Origin of the sequence: Burkholderia lata (genome assembly GCF_902499335.1) — a bacterium.
Classification (GTDB): Bacteria; Pseudomonadota; Gammaproteobacteria; order Burkholderiales; family Burkholderiaceae; genus Burkholderia; species Burkholderia lata_B.
This window is the reverse complement of the sequence record NZ_CABVQK010000001.1, coordinates 74,390-97,630: the sequence shown is the minus strand read 5'-3', so window position 1 is coordinate 97,630 and position 23,241 is coordinate 74,390. Positions and strand designations below refer to the sequence as shown.

Sequence of the window (23,241 nt, the reverse complement as noted above, 5' to 3'; positions counted from 1 at the left end):
GAGGCGGCCGCCTGCACGTTCGATGCGGCTCTGCAACAATACGGGGCGCGGCGGCGCGCGTTCCGTGCGGTGTGTCCGGAACGCCGCCGCGAGTCCAATCCGCGACGCGGCGCAACGCGTCGCTCGTCAGCCGAGCCTCATCTTGTCCGAATTCGCTTCCCCCGCCGGCGCGCATGAGCCGGCCGTCAACTGGCGCGCGATGTCCGCCGTGCTGCTGGCCGTTGCGCTCGCGACGCTCGACACCGCGATCGCGAACACCGCGCTGCCCGCGATCGCCGCGGACCTGCATGCATCGCCGGCCGCGTCCGTATGGATCATCAACGCCTACCAGCTCGCGATGGTCGCTACGCTGCTGCCGTTCGCATCCCTCGGTGACATCGTCGGCCACAAGCGCGTGTATATCGCCGGGCTCGCGGTGTTCACGCTCGCGTCGCTCGGCTGCTCGCTCGCGTCGACACTGCCGATGCTGACGGCCGCGCGGATCGTGCAGGGCTTCGGCGCGAGCGCGATCATGAGCGTCAACGTCGCGCTGATCCGCGGCCTGTTCCCCGCACACCGGCTCGGGCGCGGCGTCGGCTTCAACGCGCTCGTGGTCGGCGTGTCGTTCGCGGTGGGGCCGACCATCGCGTCGCTGATCCTGTCGGTCGCCGCGTGGCCGTGGCTGTTCGCGGTGAACGTGCCGCTCGGCGTGTTCGCGCTTGCAGTAGCGATTCCGTCGCTGCCGCAGACGACGCGCGGCAAGCATGCGTTCGATCCGGTCGCCGCATTGTTCAACGTGATCACGTTTGCGTCGCTGATCTTCGCGCTCGGCGAATTCGCGCAGCGCGGGCCGCTTTCCGTCGTGTTCGCGATGGCCGCGGTCGCGCTCGTATTCGGCTGGCTGCTGATCCGCCGCCAGGCCGGGCATCCGGCGCCGATGCTGCCGGTCGACCTGTTTCGCCGGCCGGTGTTTACGCTTTCCGCGCTGACCGCCGTGTGCGCGTTCGCCGCGCAGGGGCTCGCGTTCGTGTCGCTGCCGTTCTATTTCGAAACCGTCCTGCATCGCAATGCGGTCGAGACGGGATTCCTGATGACGCCGTGGTCGGTGATCGTCGCGCTCGCGGCGCCGATCGCGGGCCGGTTGTCGGATCGCTATCCGCCGGGCCTGCTCGGTGCGATCGGTCTTGCATTGCTGAGCGCGGGCATGGTGTCGCTCGCCGCGCTGCCGGCGGCGCCAGGCGTCATCGACATCGGCTGGCGGATGATGCTGTGCGGCGCGGGCTTCGGCTTCTTCCAGTCACCGAACCTGAAGGCGTTGATGTCGAGCGCGCCGCCCGAGCGCAGCGGCGGCGCGAGCGGGATCATCGCGACCGCGCGGCTGATCGGGCAGGCGACGGGCGCGGCGCTCGTCGCGCTGTCGTTCGGGATCGCGGGGCGCCACGGGCCGACGCTTGCACTGATGCTCGGCGCGGGCTTCGCCGGGGCCGCGGCCGTCGCGAGCGGATTGCGGCTCTTTGCGCCGTCGCATCGGGCCGGCGAGCCGGCCGCGTCGGAGCGCGTGGGCGAGCGGGCGACGGAGTAGGGTTGAGCGCCGTTGCGGCGCAAGCTGACGACCGGACTACGATCGCGGGAAAGTCTCGAACCGGCGCGCAACGAACCACCGCCGCGCGCCGGCCTTCACGCTTCGCTTAGAACCTGCCCGACTTGATCAGCTGGTTGAGGTTCGCGATGTTCAGGCTGCCGAAGCCGGTCGGGTAATCCCAGCCGGTGCCTGCGTTGTAGCCATACCCCTGATAGCCGTTGTTTCCTGACACCACGTCGTAGCGCACGAGCGACGGGTTCGACGGAATGTCGGCGTAGAACTTGCCGGCCGGGAAGCCGATGCCCGTGCCGTTTGCTGCGAGCAGGCGGGCCCAGAAGCCCGTGAAGATCGGCGCGGCGAGGCTCGTGCCGCCGATCTGCTGCAACTGGCCGTAGTTGTAGATGTACGCGCCCGTGCTTTGCGCGGCGTCGAACGACACGTCCGGCAACTGGCGGTTGCTGCCCGACTGCCACGACGGGGCGGGCAGGATCGTGCTGACACCGCCGCCCGTCGCCCACAGCTTGCCGTTGCCGTCGAGCCCTTCGTTCCACACCGTCTCGTTCGAGAAGGCGCCTGCCGACGTCGTGTAGAGCGTCGTGCCGCCGATCGCGAGCACGTGCGGCGACGAAGCCGGCCACGACACCGTGTAGTTCGCGCCGTCCGGATAGCCGCGGTTGTTGCACTCGTACACGCCTTCGTCGCCCGACGAAACGGAGAACGTCTGGCCTTGCGCCGCGGCGGTCGTGAAGATCTGTTCCTCGGCGTCGATCGTGCCGTCCGCGTTCGCGTCGGTCTCGCACCAGCCGAGCGACACGTTGATCACCTTCGCGGTGTTGTCCGACACCGCCTGGTTGAACGCCTGCGTGAGGCCCGTGTTGCCGCTGGCGTTGAGGTCCGCCATGTAGAACACGAGCTTGCCGACCTGGCCGCCGGCCGAGCCGACGATCGACTGGCTGTCGAGATCCCACTCGCCCTGGCCGTCCTGGTCGTCGGTGTAGGTGCCGCCCGAGCCGTTGGTCTGGACGGTCTGCGTCGAGACCGTGCGGTAACCGTTGCTCGACGTGAACTGGTTCAGGTCCTGCAGCGTCTGCGACACGCCGCCGATCGTGATGATGCCGACGGTGACGCCGGCTGCGGTCGGTACGCCGGTTGCGTTGTACAGACCCGGGAATTCCTTCGGATAGTGGCCGGTCGCCGTGCCGGCGGCGAGCGCCTGCGGCTTCGCCACGTTGCCGATGCGCAGCAGCGGCCGAGCATGTGCGACGCTCTGCAGCCCGAGCACCGAGCCGACGACGTCGCCGAGCGCGCGCGGCACCTGGGCGGTCGACGTGTTCGCGAAGCCCGAGCGGCCCGCGTATTCGAAGTGCACGAGCGACGTGTTGAATGCGGTCTTCACCGTGCCGGCCGTGCCGCGTGCGGATACCAGCAGCCGGTTCGGTGCGACCTCGACGTTCACGAAGCCGCTCTTGTGCAGATAGTCGACGACCGACTTCACTTGCGCTTCGGTCGGCGCGTAGCTGGCGAGGAACTGTGCGTGCGTGAGGTACTGGCGGTAATGCGCGCTGCCCGGCCGGTTCACGTCGCGCGCCAGTTGCTTGAGCTGCGCGGCATTGCGCAGCTTCAGGCTGACGACGACGTTGGTCGTTTCGCCGGCAGACAGTTCGAGCGACGGCGCTGCGCTGCGCGCCATCAACTGCGGGCCGGTCAGAAAGGCCTTCGTATGGGTGTCGACCCAATCCGTGGCCGCGTGCGCCGCAGCGGCGGCGAACACGAGCGGTGCCACGCACGCGAGGCGGCGGGGCGACGGAAGGGGCAGGGCAAACCAGGCGTTCCTTTTCATCGGGAGTCCTTTTTAGGAGAGACGACGTTGCTGGAGCCCTCGACCCTTGTGGGATCGCGAGCGGAGACGAGCGTAGGGCGTCGCTGCCGTTCAGGTAGCTGCCATTTTCCATAGCTGTCAGTTCTGACATCGGCGCGGGCGCGCGCATGCGCTGCGTCATGCGCGCAAGCGATCGCGGGCGCATCGAACGGAACCGGTTCGCGACACGATGGCGCGGCAATGCGCGACGTTCGCACGCACGAGTCGCTCGTCGCGACGCCGGAACGTGCGCGATCTTGGAGCGGATCGTCCCGTGAACGCATTGCGCGCGACCGGTCGTTGCAACGTGCCGCGTTGCACTATGTGGTCAAACGAAGGGACACGGCAGGAACGGAGCCGCGCGTGCACAAAAGAGGGGCTGGTCGACAGCAAACGATTCCCGAACTGTGGAACGGTGCTTCCGGCAGTCTTGCGGGCTGCTTTCGGATCGCATGCGGTGACTGCGGATTAGAGGAAATGCTCGAATCCGGGGACGTGCACGCGCCGGCGCGGCGGACAGCAGGCCCGCGCAAGATCGCGCGGCGTCGTGCGCGAAATTCCGCCTTGACGCGCGTCGATCAGCGGATATCCTTCAATTCATAACCACCGGGTTATGGATTTGGACATGCAGAACGCACACGACATGCTTTTCAGGACGCTTGCCGATCCCACGCGCCGCGCGCTCTTCGAGCGGCTATGTGCGAACGGCGAACTGACGGTTGCCGCGCTGACGGCCCATGCGGGCGTCTCGCAGCCGGCCGTCTCGAAGCATCTCGGTGTCCTGAAGCAGGCCGGGCTCGTGAGCGACCGTCACGAAGGCCGGCAGACGCACTACAGCGCGCAGCCCCAAGCGCTGGCCCCGTTGATCGACTGGACGAGCCAGATGGCCGGCTTCTGGCAGAACCGGTTCGATGCCCTCGAAGATCTTCTGAAAAGGATGGACCAGTAATGAACCAGGCCACCACCGAAACGCGCTCCGTCGTCGTCGACCGGGAGCTGCCGCATCCGCCGGAGAAGATCTGGCGCGCGCTCACGCAACCGCACCTGATCGAGGCGTGGCTGATGAAAAGCGATTTCGAGCCCGTCGCGGGCCGTGCCTTCAGCTTCCGCGCCGACTGGGGCTCGGTCGACTGCACGGTCCTGACGATCGAGCCGCCGCGCGCGTTGTCCTATACGTGGGCCGCATACGGCCTCGAAAGCGTCGTCACGTGGACGCTCACGCCCACGCCGGCCGGCACGCACCTGCGGATGGAGCAGGTCGGCTTCCGCACGGACCAGGAGCAGGCGTACCGCGGTGCGCAGCACGGCTGGGTGCGGTTCTTCGATTCGCTCGAACAGGTGCTGGCCCGCCCCGACGAAAGCACGGAGGCCCGCGCATGAGCACAACGGACCTCACGCCGTCGGAGCGCATCGACGCGCTGATCGCCGGCATCGACGACTGGCGCGGCAAGACCTTCGCCGACCTGCGCCAGACGATCCTCGATGCGCAAGCGGGCATCGTCGAGGAGTGGAAATGGATGGGCAGCCCCGTATGGTCGTGCGACGGGATGATCGCCGTGGCGAACGCGCACAAGGGCAAGGTGAAGCTGACCTTCATGCACGGCGCGCAGCTGCCCGATCCCGACAAGCTGTTCAACGACGGCCTCGACGGCAATGCGCGGCGCGCGATCGACCTGTTCGAAGGCGACCGGCTCGACAAGCGGGCGCTGAAGAATCTGGTGCGCGCGGCGATCGACTACAACCGCACGCATCTGAAGAAGAACACCCGGCGAGCGGGTGCAGGCACGAAGGCGCGGGCCGACAAGGCGGCATGACGCGCCGCACGACCGGTCACGCCGCGTAGCGCGCAGGCAAAAAAAAGCCCGACACGAGGTCGGGCATCCAAATCGGCCGCAACCGCCGCGAGGCGGCTGCGGCACCTGCAAAAGCAGGGCGCTTACGCTGCGAGCAGCGAGCGCAGCACGAACGGCAGGATACCGCCGTGCTTGTAGTAGTCGACTTCGATCGGCGTATCGATGCGCAGCAGCACCTGCACGCGCTGCGATTCGCCGTTCTTGCGGTTGATCACCAGCGTGACGTCCTGCTGCGGCTTGAAGTCGTCGCCGAGGCCTTCGATGTCATACGTTTCGTCGCCGGTGATGCCGAGCGACTGGATGCTGTCCGAGCCCTTGAACTGCAACGGCAGCACGCCCATGCCGACCAGGTTCGAGCGGTGGATGCGCTCGAAGCTGCGTGCGATCACGGCCTTCACGCCGAGCAGTTGCGTGCCCTTCGCGGCCCAGTCGCGCGACGAGCCCGTGCCGTACTCTTCGCCCGCGAACACGACGGTCGGCGTATCGGCGCCGACATATTGCATCGCCGCGTCGTAGATCGACTGCTGTTCACCGCTCGGCTGGTGGATCGTCAGGCCGCCTTCGACGCGCGAGCCGTCTTCCTTCGCCGGGATCATCAGGTTCTTGATCCGGACGTTCGCGAACGTGCCGCGCATCATCACGTCGTGGTTGCCGCGGCGCGAGCCGTAGCTGTTGAAGTCGGCCTTCTGCACGCCGTTTTCCTTCAGCCACTTGCCTGCCGGCGAGTCTTCCTTGATCGAGCCTGCCGGGCTGATGTGGTCGGTCGTGACCGAGTCACCGAAGATGCCGAGTGCGCGCGCGCCCTTGACCGTCGGGATCGATGCAGCCGGTTCCATCGAGAAGTCGTTGCCGAAGAACGGCGGCTCGGCGATGTAGGTCGACTTCGGCCAGTCGTAGACCTGGCCCGATTCGCCCTCGATCTTGCTCCAGAGGTCGCCCTTCTTGGTCAGCTTCGAGTAGTTGTCCTCGAACTTCTTCGGATCGAGTGCGAACTTGAGCAGCGCGTGGATTTCTTCGCTCGTCGGCCAGATGTCGCCGAGGTAGATGTCGCGGCCGCCCTTGCCCTTGCCGACCGGTTCCGTCATCAGGTCGCGCGTGATGTTGCCGGCGATCGCGTAGGCGACGACCAGCGGCGGCGATGCGAGGAAGTTCGCACGGATGTTCGGGTGGATACGCGCTTCGAAGTTACGGTTGCCCGACAGCACGGCTGCCGCGACGATGTCGTTCTTCGTGATCGCTTCGTTCAGCTCCGGCGTCAGGTCGCCCGCGTTGCCGATACAGGTCGTGCAGCCGTAGGCCGCGACTTCGAAGCCGAGCTTCGACAGGTAGGGCAGCAGGCCCGTCTTCGTCAGGTACTCGGTGACGATGCGCGATCCCGGCGCGAGCGAGGTCTTGATCTTCGGATCGACCGTGAGGCCGGCTTCGACGGCCTTCTTCGCGAGCAGGCCGGCGGCCAGCAGCACGCTCGGGTTCGACGTGTTCGTGCACGACGTGATCGCGGCGATCAGCACGTCGCCGTTCTTCACGTCGACGCCGTTGCTCGTCGTGTATTGCGTGGCCAGGTCGTCCGCCTTCTTCGCGAAGCCGTTTTCCGCGACCGGCTTCGAGAACAGGTCGGTGAACGTCGACTTGACGTTGCCGATCTCGATGCGGTCCTGCGGGCGCTTCGGGCCAGCCAGCGACGGGGCGACCGTCGCGAGATCCAGCGTCACGACCTTCGTGTAGTCGATGTCGCCGGCCTTCGGGATGCCGAACAGCTTCTGCGCCTTGAAGTAGTTTTCGAACGCGGCAATTTCCGCCTTCGTGCGGCCCGTGCCTTCGAAGTAGTCGATCGTCTTTTCGTCGACTGGGAAGAAGCCCATCGTCGCGCCGTATTCCGGCGCCATGTTGCCGATCGTGGCGCGGTCCGGCAGCGACAGCGACTTCGTGCCTTCGCCGAAGAACTCGACGAACTTGCCGACGACCTTCTCCTTGCGCAGCATTTCGGTGATCGTCAGCACCAGGTCGGTGGCCGTCACGCCTTCGCGCAGCTTGCCCTTCAGCTCGACGCCGACGACGTCCGGCGTCAGGAAGTACACCGGCTGGCCGAGCATGCCGGCTTCTGCCTCGATGCCGCCCACGCCCCAGCCGACCACGCCGATGCCGTTGATCATCGTCGTGTGGCTGTCGGTGCCGACGAGGGTATCCGGGTAGTACACGGTGTCGCCGCCGTCCGCTTTCTTGTGGACGCCGCGCGCGAGGTATTCGAGGTTCACCTGGTGGACGATGCCGACGCCCGGCGGCACGACCTTGAACGTGTCGAATGCCTGCATGCCCCACTTCATGAACTGGTAGCGCTCGTTGTTGCGCTGGAATTCCAGTTTCATGTTCAGGTCGAGCGCGTCCTTCTGGCGGAAGTAGTCGATCTGCACCGAGTGATCGACGACGAGATCGACCGGGACCAGCGGCTCGATCTTCTTCGGGTTCTTGCCCGTACGCTCGGCGACGCCGCGCATGGCCGCGATGTCGGCGAGCAGCGGCACGCCCGTGAAATCCTGCAGCACGACGCGCGACACCACGAACGGAATCTCGTCGACGCGCTTCGCGGTCGGCTTCCAGTTCGCGAGCTGCTCGATGTGCTCTTCGGTGATTTTCTTGCCGTCGTAGTTGCGCAGCACGGACTCGAGCACGATACGGATCGACACCGGCAGGCGTTCGATCTTCGTCTTCAGCTCCTTGCCGAGGTGCGGCAGCGAGTAGAACTTGCCTTTGCCGGAACCGCTGTCGAATTCCTTGAGGGTCTTGTGGAGATTGTGGGCCATGGTGATTTTCCTGGGTTTAAGGCTAGGAAACAACGTGTCCTGTAGATGACGGCTATATCACATACAGATCGACGTACTGATCGACCGGCATCGCTTCGAGCTTTGCCTGGTCCAGCGACACGTCGAGAATCGCTTGTTGCTGCTTGGCCGGAAAGCGGCGGGCAAGGTTGGTCCTGAACTTCTCGACCAGCAGCGGAACGCTTTCGGCCCGGCGCCGCCGGTGGCCGAGCGGGTATTCGACCGCCACCTCGGCAAGCGTCGACCCGTCCGTGAACTCGATCGTCAGTGCATTCGCGATCGAGCGCTTGTCCGGGTCGTGGTAATCCTTCGTGAACTGCGGATCCTCGACGCATACGGTCTTCGCGCGCAGCGCGTCGATGCGGGGATCGGCGGCGGCCGAATCTTCGTAGTCGGCCGCTGTCAGCCGGCCGTACAGCAGCGGCACGGCGACCATGTACTGGATGCAGTGGTCGCGGTCGGCCGGATTGGCGAGCGGGCCCTGCTTGTCGATGATGCGGATCGCCGCCGCGTGCGTGCGGATCGTGATCCGGCTGATGTCGTCGGTCGTGCGGCCTGCGGCGGCGAGCTGCGCGTGCAGCTGCAGCGCGGCTTCGGCGGCCGTTTGCGCGTGAAATTCGGCGGGGAACGCGATCTTGAACAGCACGTTTTCCATCACGTACGTGCCGTACGGGCGCTGGAAGCGGAACGGCTTGCCGTCGAACAGCACGTCGTAGAAGCCCCAGGTCTTGGCGGTGAGCGCGGACGGGTAGCCCATTTCACCCGTTTTCGCGATCAGCGCGAGGCGCACCGCGCGGGACGTTGCATCGCCGGCCGCCCATGATTTGCGCGAGCCCGTGTTCGGTGCGTGACGGTAGGTGCGCAGCGCCTGGCCGTCGACGAACGCGTTGGACACCGCATTGATCAGCTCGTCGCGCGTGAGCCCGAGCAGCCGGCCGACGACAGCCGTCGATGCGACCTTCACGAGCAGCACGTGGTCGAGCCCGACCGCGTTGAACGAATTCTCGAGTGCGAGGCAGCCCTGGATCTCGTGGGCCTGGATCATCGCGACCAGCACGTCGCGCATCGTGAGCGGCTTCCGGCCGGCCGCGACGGCCGTGCGGGAGAGCCAGTCGGCCGTCGCCAGGATGCCGCCGAGATTGTCGGACGGATGACCCCATTCGGCGGCGAGCCAGGTGTCGTTGAAGTCCAGCCAGCGGATCATCGCGCCGATGCCGAACGCGGCCTGGACGGGATCGAGCTGGAAGGACGTGCCGGGCACCTTCGCGCCGTTCGGCACGATCGTACCGGGCACGACGGGGCCGAGCAGCTTGGTGCAGGCAGGGTAGGACAGCGCCTCGAGTCCGCATCCGAGCGTGTCGATCAGGCAATGACGCGCCGTCTCCAGCGCGAGCGCGCTGTCGATGCCGGCATTCAGCACGTAGTCGACGATATCGACGAGTACCGTATCCGGAGCAGGGCGGACGTTGGAGACCGGGGCGGACATCGAGGGGCCGATGGAAACGCGCTTAGTTCGTTGCCGGCTTCAGCTCGTTCGACTGCGTCGGTGCCGGCGTGCCTTGCGCCATTTCCGGCGTCACGCATTCGTCCGCGAGGCGTTCGCCGCCATTCGCGTCGGAGAACAGCATCGCCTTGGTCGGGATCACGACCAGCTTGAAGCCTGCTGCCGGATCGTAGAACGTGTCGGCGCCCGTCGTCGTGGCCTGACGCGGCAGCTTGTAGTTCTTCTTCGCCCAGTGAACCGTGACGACCTGGTCGCGCTTCATGTCGCCGGCGAGGTCGAACGACAGACCTTCCTTGCAGGACCACTTGACCGCGCCTTCCGGCACCGTATCGACCTTGGCTGCGGCACGCGCCTGTGCCTTCTTGCTGCGCGGGATGATGCGCTTGGCCGGCGCCGGGCGCTTGGCCGTCGCCTTCTTCGCGGTCGTCGTGGTCGTACCCTGGGCAAACGCGCTCGGAGCCGACACCAGCATCGTGGCGGACAAGGCGCCGATGGCGGTAGCGATCAGGAGTTTCTTCATGGAGTCAGAACCTTTCGATAATCAGTTGACAAGGGCCGGCAATCGAAGCTGCCGGCCGGTTTGAAACTGCACGCGCCCCGAGAGCGCGCAGCGGCCGCTATTTTCACCTATTTGGCCACGTACATATCAGGTTTTCAGGCTCCGTTACGTTTTTTGTCGTTTCGCAAACCTCTACCCGGTTCGCGCGTCGTCGATTGCATGAAACTCGTGTATCGGCCGGCGGCGCGCGCTTACGGCGCGCTGCCCGCGGCGGCCGGCCCGAACAGCGGCGCGGCCTCGGCCGGTACGGGCTGGCCGGTGGCCTGCGCGCGGCGCAGCACCGACCAGTAATACCGGTAACTCGCGCGATCGTGCAGCGTATCACCGTGGCGCGTCGGCCCCCAGTCGGCGGCCTGCGCGGCCAGCAGGATCTCGGCGGCCAGCTCGACCTCGTCGGTGCGGGGCGCGAATGCGTCGACGATCGGGCGGACCTGCGCGGGGTGGATGCTCCACATCCGCGTGAACGCGAATTCGTCGCGCGCGCGGCGTGCATCGGCGGCGACGACGCTCATGTCGCGCACCTCGGTCGTCACGTTGTGCGACGGCGTCTTGCCGTGCGCGTGGCAGGCCGCGGCGATTTCCAGCTTCGCGCGGCGCACGAGCGGATGCTCGAACTGGCCGGGCGAGCGCATCGCGGAATCGGGAATCGCGCCATGGTGCGCGGAGACGAAATCCATCAGCCCGAAGCTCAGCGTGCCGACCGTCGGCAGCGCGGCGAGGGCGGCCGCGTGCGCGAGCGCGCCGTGCGTCTCGACCAGCACGTCGACGGGAATCGGCTGCGCGATGCCGAGCTCGCGGCGCGTGCCTTCGATGAACGCGGCCATTTCGGCCGCGTCGGCGGCACTCGCGATCTTCGGGAGCGTGATGTAGGCGGGGGCGCGCGCCGCACGCAGCACGATGCGCACGTCGTCGCGCCAATGCGGATGGGAAAAGTCGTGGATGCGGACGCCGACGCGGCCGAAGCGGTTCTCGTCGCTGCCGAGCAGGTCGGTGACGAGTGCGGCGTGCGCGGCTTCCTGGCCGACGGCCGCGCCGTCTTCGCAGTCGAGCGTGATGTCGAACACGGGGCCCAGCTCGGCCTGTAGCGCGAGCGACTTGCGCATCAGCTTTTCGCTGCCCGCGTAGTGATCACAGCAGGGCAGGATCGCGGGCGGGGACGCCCCGTCGTACAGCACTTGTGCAGGAGTGAGCGCGGCCATCTCGTCTACGTCAGGGAAACGGGTCAACGTGGAGAAAATCGGATTCGGGCGCGTTCTGGGCCGGTGCGCGGCAAGCGCGGGGCGGCAAAACGTGCGCGGATCGGATCGGTCGGCCGGGCCGGCGGCGTGCCGGCCCGGGCCGAAACCGGGCTGCCCGAGGGCCGCCCGGCGATACGCGTGATGCTTAGTTCTTCAGCAGGTGGGCGACGCCATCGCGCTCTTCGAGCAGCTCGGCCAGCGTGCCGTCCATCTTCTCGCGCGAGAACGCGTCGATTTCCAGGCCTTCGATGCGCTTGTACTCGCCGTTTTCGCAAACGACCGGCACGCCGTAGATGATGTCTTCGGGGATGCCGTACGAGCCGTCCGACGGGATGCCCATCGTGACCCACTTGCCGTTCGTGCCGAGGACCCAGTCACGCACGTGGTCGATCGCCGCGTTCGCTGCCGACGCTGCCGACGACAGGCCGCGCGCTTCGATGATCGCCGCGCCGCGCTTGCCGACGGTCGGGATGAACGTGTCGCGGTTCCACACGTCGTCGTTGATCAGCTTCAGCAGCGATTCGCCTTCGGCGGTCGCGAAGCGGAAGTCGGGGTACATCGTCGGCGAGTGGTTGCCCCACACGGCGAGCTTCTCGATCGATGCGACCGGCTTGCCCGACTTCGCTGCGAGCTGCGACAGCGCGCGGTTGTGGTCGAGGCGCAGCATGGCCGTGAAGTTCTTCTTCGGCAGATCCGGTGCCGACTTCATCGCGATGTATGCGTTCGTGTTCGCCGGGTTGCCGACGACCAGCACCTTCACGTCGCGGCTCGCGACTTCGTTCAGCGCAGCGCCCTGAACCGTGAAGATTTCGGCGTTTGCCGACAGCAGGTCCTTGCGCTCCATGCCCTTCGAGCGCGGACGTGCGCCGACCAGCAGTGCGACGTCGGCATCCTTGAATGCGACCTTCGGATCGTCGGTGATCACGACGCCCGACAGCAGCGGGAACGCGCAATCGTCGAGTTCCATCACGACGCCTTTGACGGCGCCTTGGGCTTGCGGGAGGTCGAGCAGTTGCAGGATGACCGGCTGGTCCTTGCCGAGCAGGTCGCCGTTCGCGATGCGGAACAGCAGGGAGTAAGCGATTTGACCTGCGGCGCCGGTGACGGCAACGCGCTTTGCGGGCTTAGCCATTGAAAATCTCCAGGACGGGGTGAAGCGTTGGACGCTAGCGAAAACGCCATTCTATGCGCGTTGTGCGTAGCGTTGCATTGAAGCAGGGCGGAGGACTCGCGATGGCAGACGCGGTGAACCTGGAGACGGCCGTGGCACGTAGCCGGGGACGCGCTTTTGCACCCGCGAACCCTTGCTCGACCCGGAGTGTAGGAGCCGTCACGCGCAAAGTCAAACGGTATCATATGTCTTATATAAGACAGATGTTTTGCGGAATTTGAGTGGACGAAAAAGTGCGGTTTGTGATGAAATGCGCGCCATGACATCGAACCAGGCGAATACCGCGAATCAGAACGGCGCAGGCAGCCCAGGGCAGCCGGGCGCGAGCGATCCCGCATCTTCGCCTGCGGCTGCTCCGTCGCCGACGTTCAGCCCGTTATACCAGCAGATTAAGTCATTAATCACGCAAAGTCTCGAAACCGGTGAGTGGAAGCCGGGCGAGATCATTCCGAGCGAGGTGGAGCTCGCGGCCCGCTACAAGGTCAGCCAGGGCACCGTCCGCAAGGCGATCGACGAGCTGGCCGCCGAAAACCTCGTGGTCCGGCGGCAGGGCAAGGGCACTTTTGTTGCAACGCACAATGAAGATCGCGCGCAGTTCCGCTTCCTGCGGCTGCTGGCCGACGACGGTGCCGAGCATCCGCACGTGAGCCGCCTGCTCGAATGCCGTCGCCTGCGCGCGCCGGCCGAGATCGCGCGGCAGCTCGACCTGAAGCCGGCCGATCCCGTCGTGCAGGTGCGCCGCCTGCTGGAGTTCGAGAACGAAGTGACGGTGCTCGACGAGATCTGGCTGCCGGGCGCGATGTTCCGCGGGCTCACGTTCGAGCGGCTGAGCGAGTACAAGGGGCCGCTCTACGCGATGTTCGAGACGGAGTTCGGCACGCGGATGATCCGCGCGACGGAGAAGATCCGCGCGGTCGCGGCGGAGCCGGCGGTAGCCGACCTGCTGCACGTGCCGGCGGGTTTCCCATTGCTGTCGGTCGAGCGCGTGTCCTATACATACGGAGACCGGCCGGTGGAAGTGCGTCGCGGCTGGTATGTCACAACCGGGTACTACTATCAGAATGACTTGAGTTGACGGTGTATCGGCTCAAGCCGAGTGCGTTCGCGTTCCCCACGTTCGCGAAGCACGTTTCGGGCCGCCTTTGTTCTTGTTCGCGCAACTATCCAGAGCAGACTTTCGCTGCAGCGCGATATAAAAAGGCGCTAAAATCGCGGATTAGTGTGACAACATAGTAGGGGTCTAGCATGACTGATGCAGTAAGAAAGCCGAGGCCGGAATACCGGAACATCGGATTCGGCGATATCACGATGAAATATCGCATGCCGCTGGCAGCGATATTGTCGATTCTCCATCGAGTCAGCGGCGCGCTGCTGTTCTTGTTCCTGCCGTTCCTGCTGTTCCTCTTCGACCAGAGCCTCACGTCCGAGCTCAGCTTCGAAGTCTTCAAGGCTTTCCTCTCCAACATCATCGTCAAGCTGATCGTCCTCGCACTGTCGTGGGCCTTCTTCCACCATTTCTGCGCCGGCATTCGCCACCTGCTGATGGACGTCAACCACGACGCCGTCACGAAGGAAGGCGGCAAGCGGACGGCAGTCGTCGTCTTTGTCGTCTCGATCGCCCTGACGATCGCCATGGCACTCAAACTGTTCGGAGCATTCTAAGAAAATGGCAGCCAATAACCGAATCGGCTCGAAGCGCCTCGTCGTCGGCGCTCACTACGGCCTGCGCGACTGGCTTGCGCAGCGCATCACCGCCACGATCATGGCGGTCTACACGGTCATTCTGCTCGTCCTGTTCTTCGGCGCGCACGATTTCTCGTACGAAGGCTGGGCATCGATCTTCGCCGCGCAATGGATGAAGCTCGCAACCTTCGTGATGCTGCTTTCCCTCTTCTACCACGCATGGGTCGGCGTGCGCGACATCTGGATGGACTACGTGAAGCCCGTCGGTGTGCGCCTGCTGCTGCAATCGCTGACCATCGTCTGGCTGCTCGCATGTGCGGGCTATGCCGCGCAGATTCTCTGGAGAGTGTAAAGAATGGCTGCAATCAAAACTAACCTCCCGCGTCGCAAGTTCGACGTGGTGATCGTCGGCGCGGGCGGCTCCGGCTTGCGCGCAGCGCTGCAACTGTCGCGCGCGGGCCTGTCGGTCGGCGTGCTGTCGAAGGTGTTCCCGACCCGTTCGCACACGGTGGCCGCGCAGGGCGGTATCGGTGCGTCGCTCGGCAACATGAGCGAAGACAACTGGCACTTCCACTTCTACGACACGATCAAGGGCTCCGACTGGCTCGGCGACCAGGACGCGATCGAATTCATGTGCCGTGAAGCGCCGAACGTCGTGTACGAACTCGAGCACTTCGGCATGCCGTTCGACCGTAACGCGGACGGCACGATCTACCAGCGCCCGTTCGGCGGCCACACCGCGAACTACGGCGAGAAGCCGGTCCAGCGCGCATGCGCGGCCGCCGACCGTACCGGTCACGCGCTGCTGCACACGCTGTACCAGCAGAACGTCGAAGCGAAGACGCAGTTCTTCGTCGAATGGATGGCGCTCGACCTGATCCGCGACGCGGAAGGCGACGTGCTCGGCGTGACGGCCCTCGAGATGGAGACGGGTGACGTCTACATCATGGAAGGCAAGACCACGCTGTTCGCGACGGGCGGCGCAGGCCGGATCTTCGCGGCATCGACCAACGCGTTCATCAACACCGGCGACGGCCTCGGCATGGCCGCGCGTTCGGGCATCGCGCTGCAGGACATGGAGTTCTGGCAGTTCCACCCGACCGGCGTGGCCGGCGCGGGCGTGCTGATCACCGAAGGCGTGCGCGGCGAAGGCGGTATCCTGCGCAACGCGAACGGCGAGCGTTTCATGGAGCGCTACGCGCCGACGCTGAAGGATCTGGCGCCGCGTGACTTCGTGTCGCGTTCGATGGACCAGGAAATCAAGGAAGGCCGCGGCGTGGGTCCGAACAAGGATCACGTGCTGCTCGACCTGTCGCACATCGGCGCCGAGACGATCATGAAGCGTCTGCCGTCGATCCGCGAAATCGCGCTGAAGTTCGCGAACGTCGACGCGATCAAGGAACCGATCCCGGTCGTCCCGACGATCCACTACCAGATGGGCGGCATCCCGACCAACATCCACGGTCAGGTCGTCGGCACGACGCGCGGCGGTCACAAGGATCCGGTCAACGGCTTCTACGCAGTGGGCGAATGCTCGTGCGTGTCCGTGCACGGCGCGAACCGCCTCGGCACGAACTCGCTGCTGGACCTCGTGGTGTTCGGCCGTGCGGCCGGCAACCACATCGTCGAGCACGTGAAGAACCAGCGCGATCACAAGCCGCTGCCGGCCGATGCAGGCGAATTCTCGCTGGCGCGCCTGGCGAAGCTCGACAAGTCGACCTCGGGCGAATACACGCAGGACGTCGCGAACGACATCCGCGCGACGATGCAGAAGCACGCAGGCGTGTTCCGCACGTCGGCGCTGCTGAAGGAAGGCGTCGAGCAGATGGCCGGCCTGGCGGCACGCGTGGAAAACATCCACCTGAAGGACAAGTCGAAGGTGTTCAACACCGCGCGCGTCGAAGCGCTCGAGCTGGAGAACCTGATCGAAGTGGCCCGCGCCACGATGGTGTCGGCGGAAGCACGCAAGGAAAGCCGCGGCGCACACGCACACAGCGACTACGAACACCGCGACGACGAAAACTGGCTGCGCCACACGCTGTGGTACAGCGAAGGCGATCGCCTCGACTACAAGCCGGTTCAAATGAAGCCGCTGACGGTCGAATCCGTGCCGCCGAAGCCGCGCACGTTCTAAGCCGAGTCAAAGGAATCCGAAATGGCAAAACGCATTTTTGAAGTCTACCGCTACGATCCGGACAAGGACGCAGCGCCGCGCATGCAGACGTACGAACTCGAGCTCGAGCACGAGCGCATGCTGCTCGACGCACTGGTGAAGCTGAAGGCAGTGGACGAGACGTTGTCGTTCCGCCGTTCGTGCCGTGAAGGCGTGTGCGGTTCGGACGCGATGAACATCAACGGCAAGAACGGTCTCGCGTGCCTGACGAACCTGAACGACCTGCCGCAGAAGATCGTGCTGCGTCCGCTGCCGGGCCTGCCCGTCGTGCGTGACCTGATCGTCGACATGACGCACTTCTTCAACCAGTACCACTCGATCAAGCCGTACCTGATCAACGACGCGCCGCCGCCGGAGAAGGAACGCCTCCAGTCGCCGGAAGAGCGCGACGAGCTCGACGGCGTGTACGAGTGCATTCTGTGCGCGAGCTGCTCGACGTCGTGCCCGAGCTTCTGGTGGAACCCGGACAAGTTCGTCGGCCCGGCCGGCCTGCTGCAGGCTTACCGCTTCATCGCGGATAGCCGCGACACGGCCACCGGCGAGCGTCTCGACAACCTGGAAGACCCGTACCGTCTGTTCCGTTGCCACACGATCATGAACTGCGTCGACGTTTGCCCGAAGGGCCTGAACCCGACGAAGGCGATCGGCAAGATCAAGGAACTGATGGTCCGCCGCGCGGTTTAAGGTCGAGATGAGCGACGATTCGCATCAATCCGACCCGCACCGTCGCGCACGCCTCCGCTGGCGTGCGCGGCGGGGTCTGCTGGAGAACGACATCATTTTCGAGCGTTTCTTCAGCAGATACGAGCATGACCTCACCGATGCAGACGTAGGCGCGTTGTCGCGCCTGCTCGATCTGAGCGACAACGACCTGATGGACTTGCTCCTCGCGCGCAAGGAACCAGAAGGCGACCTAGACAGCCCGGACATTCACCGGCTGTTGGAGATGCTGCGCAACGTGTAACGCGTTACGCCCGTTATCGAATCCCGTTTCTTTATTTCGATTGAGGATGTGCCATGACTCCGTCTGATGTTAAAGCCACGCTATCGTTCAGCGACAATTCGCCGAGCGTCGAACTGCCGATCTACAAGGGCACGTTGGGCCCGGACGTAATCGACATCCGCAAGCTGTACGGCCAGACCGGCAAGTTCACATACGACCCGGGTTTCATGTCGACGGCAGCTTGTAATTCGGCGATCACGTACATCGACGGCGACAAGGGCGAACTGCTGTACCGCGGCTACCCGATCGACAACCTCGCGCAAAACGCGGACTTCCTCGAAAGCTGCTACCTGCTGCTGAAGGGTGAACTGCCGAACGCAGCGCAGAAGAAGGAATTCGTCGACACCGTCACGAAGCACACGATGGTGCACGAGCAGATGCACTTCTTCTTCCGTGGCTTCCGCCGCGACGCGCACCCGATGGCGGTGCTGGTTGCCGCAGTCGGCGCGCTGTCCGCGTTCTACCACGACTCGCTCGACATCAACGATCCGCGTCACCGTGAAGTGTCGGCGATCCGCATGATCGCGAAGCTGCCGACGCTCGTCGCGATGGCGTACAAGTTCAGCATCGGTCAGCCGTTCGTCTATCCGAAGAACGAACTGTCGTACAGCGCGAACTTCATGCACATGATGTTCTCGAACCCGTGCGAAGAGTACAAGGTCAACGACGTGCTCGTCCGCGCACTCGACCGTATCCTGATCCTGCATGCCGACCACGAGCAGAACGCATCGACGTCGACCGTCCGCCTGGCCGGCTCGTCGGGCGCGAACCCGTTCGCCTGTATCGCTGCCGGTATCGCATGTCTGTGGGGCCCGGCGCACGGTGGTGCGAACGAAGCCGCGCTGAACATGCTCGAGCAGATCGGTTCGCCGGACAACATCCCCGAATTCATCAAGCAGGTGAAGGACAAGAATTCGGGCGTGAAGCTGATGGGCTTCGGTCACCGCGTGTACAAGAACTACGACCCGCGTGCGAAGCTGATGCGCGAAACGTGCTACGAAGTGCTGAACGAACTGGGCCTGCACGACGACCCGCTGTTCAAGCTCGCGATGCAGCTCGAGAAGATCGCGCTGGAAGACGAGTACTTCGTGTCGCGCAAGCTGTACCCGAACGTCGACTTCTACTCGGGCATCGTCCAGCGCGCGCTGGGCATCCCGACGTCGATGTTCACGTGTATCTTCGCGATGGCACGTACGGTCGGCTGGATTGCACAGTGGAACGAAATGATCGGCGATCCGGAACAGAAGATCGGCCGTCCGCGTCAGCTGTTCATCGGCGATACGCCGCGCGAAGCGAAGCCGCTCAACGCACGTTAAGTCGTGCGCCGCGCGAACGGCCGGCAGGCCGCTCGCGTCGGGCGATCGCAACGCCACGACACCCCGACGGGTCATCCCGTCGGGGTGTTTTCATTTGTGCGACCGAGGTTGGCCCGCGCCGGCGCGGTGCTCCAGCGAAGGCGGGCGTGTGTCGAGTTCGGGCGCGTCGTTGTCAGGCGCGTGCCCGTGCTGCACGAAGAACTGCCGGTATGCGCCGGGTGTCATCCCGCGTGCGGCAAGAAACTGGCGATTGAAGTTCGCGGCATTCGGAATACCGCAGCGCGCGGCCACGGTCGCGATCGGCCAGTCGGTGCCGACGAGATGACGGCACGCGTGCGCGAGCCGCAGCCGCTGCACGTAGCGGCCGACGCTTGCGCCGAGATGCCGGACGAACAGGCGCTGCAGCGTGCGTTCGGACATGTGCGCGGTGGCGGCGAGCGTGTCGATGCGCAGCGGTTCGTGGAAGTGCCGGTCGATCGCGTCGAGCACACGGTCGAGGCGTTCGGCTTCGGGGGCGGCCGTGTCGGCGGGCGGTGTCGTGCCGTCGGCACGGTCGTACGCGTGCGCGGTGGCGAGCGGTTCGCCGCCGGCTTCCGCGAGATCGGCGAGGGTGTCGAGCGCGGCCGCGAGCCGTGTGCGCGGCGACGGATCGAGCAATTGCGGCAGCCGTGCGCGCATCGCGCGGGCCGCATCCATGTCGAAGCGCAGGCCCGGTGCGGCTCGCCGCAGCAGCGAGCGCAGCGGCGCGTATTCGGGGCAACAGTCGGCCAGCCGCCGCACCCAGTCGCCGTCGAACCAGATGACGAGCGCGACTTCGGGCGCCTCGCGATCGATGCGGGCATTCGACGACCAGGTATGCGGCAGGTTGGGCGGCACGAGCACCAGGTCGTCGTCCGCGTAGTGGGCGACGTGATCGCCGATGAAGCGCCGGCCGCGGCTGTTGAGCGTCAGCGTCAGTTCGTATTCGGGATGGCGATGCCATTCGAACGGGATGCGGGCGAGCTGGCGGTGATAGACGCGGATCGAACAGCCGGGGGCGAACGTCACATGCTCGTACTGCGGCTTCATCGCGGCCTCCGGGTGAGGGCGGGCATCGCGCCGTGGCATGATCGTGAGCGATCGTCACAACGGAGCGATGCCATGTTTTCACATGTTTGCGTGGGTGTGACCGACACCGCGCGCGCCTACGATTTCTACGCGCCGCTGTTCGCGGAACTCGGGCTGCGCCTGAAATTCCGCGAGCCGGACGGCTGGTCGGGCTGGATGCCGGCCGACGCCGACCGGCCGCTGTTCTTCTTCGGCCAGCCGCTCGACGGCCGCGCGCCCGAACCGGGCAATGGCCACACGATCGCGTTCGATGCGTCGACACGCGCACACGTCGATCGCTGCCACGCGCTCGCGCTGCGCCACGGCGGTACCTGCGAAGGGCCGCCGGGCTTGCGGCCGGACTATCACCGCGACTACTACGGCGCGTATTTCCGTGACCCGGACGGCAACAAGCTGTGCGTGGTCTGCCATCGTCCGGCGTGACGCACGGTTGTCAGAATTGTATCGATAGTTGGCCGGATAGTGGCGAAGGCGGTCGCGCACCGGCCGTACGCTGACAGCACATCACGACACCTGTCAGCGAGGAGACCACGATGCAACTGACGATTGACGACCTGCCTGCCGCGATTCGCGAGGCAAAAAGGGTGCTGCGCGCCGACCTGCCCGGTTATGCGGCCACGTTCCGCGAGCTGGAGGGCGATATCGCGCGGCAGGTCGACGCGATCCGCCGCGCGCATGCGCATGGCCATGACGTCATTCCGGTGGTGCCGTTCGCGGATATCGCGGGCGGGACCGTCGATCCGCAAGCGGTTGCCGCGATCCGCACGCATGGCGCCGTCGTAATTCGTGGCGTATTCGATGCGCAGCAGGCGCGCGACTGGAACGACGAGATCGGCACGTACCTGGACGCGAACCGCTTCGCCGATCGGCTGCACGCACGCGCCGAGGACCGCTATTTCGGCAACCTCGCATCGGGCAAGCCGCAGATCTACGGCGTCTACTGGTCGAAGCCGCAGGTGGCTGCGCGCCAGTCGCCGGCACTGACCCAGGCGCGCGTGTTCCTGAACCGCCTGTGGCGGCACGCGGACGGCGGGCGCATGCACTTCGATCCCGATCAGGTGCCGGCCTATGCCGACCGGATTCGTCGCCGCCCGCCCGGCTCGACGTCGCTCGGGCTGTCACCGCATGTCGACGGCGGTTCCGTCGAACGCTGGCTCGGCGCGAATTTCCGCCAGGTCTACCGTCACGTGCTCGCCGGCCGCTGGCGCGATTACGACCCGTTCGATGCGGCGTTCCGTCCGGACGTCGAGGAGATTCCGTCGCCGGCCGTGTGCTCGATGTTCCGCACGTTCCAGGGCTGGACCGCGCTCACGCCGCAGGGGCCCGGCGACGGCACGCTGCAGTTGATTCCGGTCGCGAACGCGATGGCCTATGTCGTGCTGCGCGCGCTGCAGGACGATGTCGCCGACGATGACCTGTGCGGCGCGCGTCCGGGCCGCGCGCTGTCGATCCGGCCCGAATGGCACGCGCTGCTGCTCGACGCGCTGGTGCCAATCCCGCACATGGAGCCGGGCGACGCGGTGTTCTGGCACGGCGACGTCGTGCACGCGGTCGAGGATGCACACGGCGGCAGCGGCGACAGTAACGTGATGTACATCGCGGCCGCGCCCGGTTGCGCGAAGAACGACGCGTACCTGCAGCGCCAGCGGGCTGCGTTCTTGCGCGGCGAGAGCCCGCCCGATTTCCCGGCCGATCACTTCGAGGTCGAATTCGACGGACGCGGCGGGGAGGGCGATCTCACGGCGCTCGGCCGTTTGCAGATGGGGTTCGGGCCGGGCGTGTAGCAGCTGCGCCGCATGCGCAGGCAGCCGTTTGCCAGGCGGTGAGCGGCCGTCTGCCGAATCCGCTGCGTGCCGCGTGCAATTCGACGCAATCGGCTGTCGGCGCAGCCGAAATCGACGCGAATTGCGCAAATTGGCTTCCGATAATGGTCCGGACACAACGCAGCCGCCCCGTGTGTCGCACGGGTGTGGCGCTGACCATGGAGGAGTCGATGCAATTCACGCAAGCGATCGTTCGCCGCCCCGCGCCGTCCTGTGGCGCGGGCCTGACCACCGCCGAACTCGGCGCGCCGGACTACGACAAGACGCTCACGCAGTTCCACGCATACTGCGACGCGCTGCGCACGCTCGGCGTCGAGCTGACCGAGCTGCCGCCGCTGGAGGCGTTCCCCGATTCGCACTTCGTCGAGGACACCGCGGTCGTGACGCCGGAATTCGCGGTGATCACGCGCCCCGGTGCGCCCGCGCGTCGCGGCGAGACGGTGCACATCGAAGCGGCGCTGGCCGCGCATCGCGACCTGCTGCCGATGCAGGAAGGCCGTCTCGACGGCGGCGACGTGATGCAGGTCGGCAAGCGCTTCTACATCGGCCTGACGGGCCGAACCGACGCCGAAGGCATCGCCGCGTTCGAATCGCTGGTGTCGCGCTACGGCTATTCGGTCGTCGCGGTGCCGGTGGGCGCGGGCCTGCATCTCAAGTCGGTCGTCAACGCGCTCGGCGACGACACGCTGCTCGTGACCGAAGCGCTGGCCGCGCATCCGGCCTTCGCCGACTATCGCCGGATCTCGATCTCGGCCGCCGACGAATACGCGGGCAACACGCTGCGGGTGAACGGCACGCTGATCACGCCGGCCGGCTACCCGCGCGTGCACGACGCGATCGCGTCGCTCGGGCTGCCGCTGCACGTGATCGACACGAGCGAGTTCCGCAAGATGGACGGCGGCCTGACCTGCCTGTCGCTGCGGTTCTAGCCGATTGGCGCGCGGCCGCTTCGGCCGGATAATGTGGCCCCCGCGCGGAACAGCAGACGTTCCGCGCACCAGCCACGACCCGACCGGAGCGAACGCGGATGACCGACAAGAAGATGCAGCTCGACAAGATCGATCTCCGGATCCTCGACATCCTGCGCACCGACGGGCGGATTTCCTACCGGAAGCTGTCGGAGCTCGTGAACCTCACACCGCGGCCGTGCCAGGCGCGCGTGGAGCGGCTCGAGGCGCTCGGCGTGATCGAAGGGTACCGCGCGGTGATCAAGGCGCCGCGCGCGACCAAGCCGATCGTCGTGATCGCGCAGATCACGCTGGCCGACCACGGGCGTTCGCAGGCGCCGTTCGAGGACGAAATGCGTGCGAATCCGGCCGTGCTCGATTGCTGGCTCGTGAGCGGCACGTTCGATTTTCTCGTGCGGCTCGCGTGCGAGGATCTCGACGAGTACCGGCGGATCGCGAACGTGTGGCTGGAAAGTCCGCGGTTCCGGATCGAGAAGATCGTGACGACGGCCGAACTGCAGGCGATCAAGCGCAGCGTCGTGTGATGCGGCCGGCCGGGAAGGGCCGGATTCGACGCGAATGACCGGGCCTGACGATTTGCATTCCGAATCAAATCGTCCGGCTCG

Annotated in this window: 22 protein-coding genes; 15 read left to right on the top strand and 7 right to left on the bottom strand. The window is 65.9% G+C overall.

Annotated elements, in window-relative coordinates:
- The first annotated feature begins 142 nt into the window (after nt 1–142).
- The gene (locus BCO18175_RS00415; protein WP_174978901.1) at nt 143–1,561 is read left to right on the top strand and encodes an MFS transporter; all 1,419 of its coding nucleotides are present in this window, start codon (nt 143–145) and stop codon (nt 1,559–1,561) included.
- 106 nt (nt 1,562–1,667) lie between these two features.
- Here the strand turns inward: BCO18175_RS00415 and BCO18175_RS00410 are convergent, their stop codons facing one another.
- Nucleotides 1,668–3,401, bottom strand: a complete 1,734-nt coding sequence (locus BCO18175_RS00410; RefSeq protein WP_174978900.1) for a S53 family peptidase — start codon at nt 3,399–3,401, stop codon at nt 1,668–1,670.
- A gap of 643 nt (nt 3,402–4,044) precedes the next feature.
- Here BCO18175_RS00410 and BCO18175_RS00405 point away from each other — a divergent pair.
- Genes BCO18175_RS00405 through BCO18175_RS00395 form a run of 3 tightly spaced genes read left to right on the top strand, consistent with a single transcriptional unit; the run spans nt 4,045 to nt 5,233 of the window.
- Entirely contained in the window at nt 4,045–4,368 is a 324-nt protein-coding gene (locus BCO18175_RS00405) for an ArsR/SmtB family transcription factor (RefSeq protein ID WP_174978899.1), read from the top strand.
- Nucleotides 4,368–4,799 carry an SRPBCC family protein gene (locus tag BCO18175_RS00400; protein WP_174973009.1) on the top strand — a complete coding sequence of 144 codons (432 nt, stop codon included), beginning with the start codon at nt 4,368–4,370 and terminating at the stop codon, nt 4,797–4,799. The genes BCO18175_RS00405 and BCO18175_RS00400 overlap by 1 nt, the downstream gene beginning before the upstream one ends.
- Nucleotides 4,796–5,233 carry a DUF1801 domain-containing protein gene (locus tag BCO18175_RS00395; protein WP_174978898.1) on the top strand — a complete coding sequence of 146 codons (438 nt, stop codon included), beginning with the start codon at nt 4,796–4,798 and terminating at the stop codon, nt 5,231–5,233. Before BCO18175_RS00400 ends, BCO18175_RS00395 begins: the two co-directional genes overlap by 4 nt.
- A gap of 122 nt (nt 5,234–5,355) precedes the next feature.
- On the opposite strand, the gene acnA is transcribed toward BCO18175_RS00395, so the two are convergent.
- The 5 genes from acnA to BCO18175_RS00370 all read right to left on the bottom strand — a co-directional run bounded on the left by acnA (nt 5,356) and on the right by BCO18175_RS00370 (nt 12,524).
- Complete coding sequence (acnA, locus tag BCO18175_RS00390) at nt 5,356–8,073, bottom strand: aconitate hydratase AcnA (RefSeq protein ID WP_174978897.1); 2,718 nt, start codon at nt 8,071–8,073, stop codon at nt 5,356–5,358.
- A 52-nt stretch (nt 8,074–8,125) separates the two neighbouring features.
- Complete coding sequence (locus BCO18175_RS00385; protein ID WP_174978896.1) at nt 8,126–9,577, bottom strand: bifunctional 2-methylcitrate dehydratase/aconitate hydratase; 1,452 nt, start codon at nt 9,575–9,577, stop codon at nt 8,126–8,128.
- 22 nt (nt 9,578–9,599) lie between these two features.
- Complete coding sequence (locus BCO18175_RS00380; RefSeq protein WP_174978895.1) at nt 9,600–10,115, bottom strand: hypothetical protein; 516 nt, start codon at nt 10,113–10,115, stop codon at nt 9,600–9,602.
- 230 nt (nt 10,116–10,345) lie between these two features.
- The gene (locus tag BCO18175_RS00375) at nt 10,346–11,353 is read right to left on the bottom strand and encodes an HpcH/HpaI aldolase/citrate lyase family protein (protein ID WP_174971000.1); all 1,008 of its coding nucleotides are present in this window, start codon (nt 11,351–11,353) and stop codon (nt 10,346–10,348) included.
- Between the two features lie 184 nt (nt 11,354–11,537).
- Nucleotides 11,538–12,524, bottom strand: coding sequence for a malate dehydrogenase (locus tag BCO18175_RS00370; RefSeq protein WP_011355748.1), 987 nt, complete (start codon nt 12,522–12,524; stop codon nt 11,538–11,540).
- A gap of 289 nt (nt 12,525–12,813) precedes the next feature.
- On the opposite strand from BCO18175_RS00370, the gene BCO18175_RS00365 reads away from it, so the two are divergent.
- The 7 genes from BCO18175_RS00365 to gltA all read left to right on the top strand — a co-directional run bounded on the left by BCO18175_RS00365 (nt 12,814) and on the right by gltA (nt 18,738).
- The gene (locus BCO18175_RS00365) at nt 12,814–13,638 is read left to right on the top strand and encodes a GntR family transcriptional regulator (RefSeq protein WP_174979558.1); all 825 of its coding nucleotides are present in this window, start codon (nt 12,814–12,816) and stop codon (nt 13,636–13,638) included.
- A 170-nt stretch (nt 13,639–13,808) separates the two neighbouring features.
- The gene (gene sdhC, locus BCO18175_RS00360; RefSeq protein ID WP_034185792.1) at nt 13,809–14,225 is read left to right on the top strand and encodes a succinate dehydrogenase, cytochrome b556 subunit; all 417 of its coding nucleotides are present in this window, start codon (nt 13,809–13,811) and stop codon (nt 14,223–14,225) included.
- 4 nt (nt 14,226–14,229) lie between these two features.
- A complete protein-coding gene (sdhD, locus tag BCO18175_RS00355) occupies nt 14,230–14,598 on the top strand; it encodes a succinate dehydrogenase, hydrophobic membrane anchor protein (protein ID WP_011355745.1) in 369 nt (122 codons plus the stop codon).
- Nucleotides 14,599–14,601: 3 nt separating this feature from the next.
- A complete protein-coding gene (gene sdhA / locus BCO18175_RS00350) occupies nt 14,602–16,380 on the top strand; it encodes a succinate dehydrogenase flavoprotein subunit (RefSeq protein WP_174978894.1) in 1,779 nt (592 codons plus the stop codon).
- A gap of 21 nt (nt 16,381–16,401) precedes the next feature.
- The gene (locus tag BCO18175_RS00345) at nt 16,402–17,103 is read left to right on the top strand and encodes a succinate dehydrogenase iron-sulfur subunit (RefSeq protein WP_011355743.1); all 702 of its coding nucleotides are present in this window, start codon (nt 16,402–16,404) and stop codon (nt 17,101–17,103) included.
- 7 nt (nt 17,104–17,110) lie between these two features.
- Nucleotides 17,111–17,383, top strand: a complete 273-nt coding sequence (locus BCO18175_RS00340; RefSeq protein WP_011355742.1) for a succinate dehydrogenase assembly factor 2 — start codon at nt 17,111–17,113, stop codon at nt 17,381–17,383.
- Nucleotides 17,384–17,436: 53 nt separating this feature from the next.
- Nucleotides 17,437–18,738: a citrate synthase gene (gltA, locus tag BCO18175_RS00335; protein WP_174911326.1), complete on the top strand. Its 1,302-nt coding sequence runs from the start codon at nt 17,437–17,439 to the stop codon at nt 18,736–18,738.
- A gap of 90 nt (nt 18,739–18,828) precedes the next feature.
- Here the strand turns inward: gltA and BCO18175_RS00330 are convergent, their stop codons facing one another.
- Nucleotides 18,829–19,806 carry a helix-turn-helix domain-containing protein gene (locus BCO18175_RS00330; protein WP_174978893.1) on the bottom strand — a complete coding sequence of 326 codons (978 nt, stop codon included), beginning with the start codon at nt 19,804–19,806 and terminating at the stop codon, nt 18,829–18,831.
- A 72-nt stretch (nt 19,807–19,878) separates the two neighbouring features.
- On the opposite strand from BCO18175_RS00330, the gene BCO18175_RS00325 reads away from it, so the two are divergent.
- The 4 genes from BCO18175_RS00325 to BCO18175_RS00310 all read left to right on the top strand — a co-directional run bounded on the left by BCO18175_RS00325 (nt 19,879) and on the right by BCO18175_RS00310 (nt 23,160).
- Nucleotides 19,879–20,268, top strand: coding sequence for a VOC family protein (locus BCO18175_RS00325; RefSeq protein WP_174978892.1), 390 nt, complete (start codon nt 19,879–19,881; stop codon nt 20,266–20,268).
- Nucleotides 20,269–20,378: 110 nt separating this feature from the next.
- Entirely contained in the window at nt 20,379–21,629 is a 1,251-nt protein-coding gene (locus BCO18175_RS00320; protein WP_174978891.1) for a DUF1479 domain-containing protein, read from the top strand.
- A gap of 209 nt (nt 21,630–21,838) precedes the next feature.
- A complete protein-coding gene (locus BCO18175_RS00315; protein WP_174978890.1) occupies nt 21,839–22,597 on the top strand; it encodes a dimethylarginine dimethylaminohydrolase family protein in 759 nt (252 codons plus the stop codon).
- 98 nt (nt 22,598–22,695) lie between these two features.
- Nucleotides 22,696–23,160, top strand: coding sequence for an Lrp/AsnC family transcriptional regulator (locus BCO18175_RS00310; RefSeq protein WP_011355736.1), 465 nt, complete (start codon nt 22,696–22,698; stop codon nt 23,158–23,160).
- The last annotated feature ends 81 nt before the right edge of the window (nt 23,161–23,241 follow it).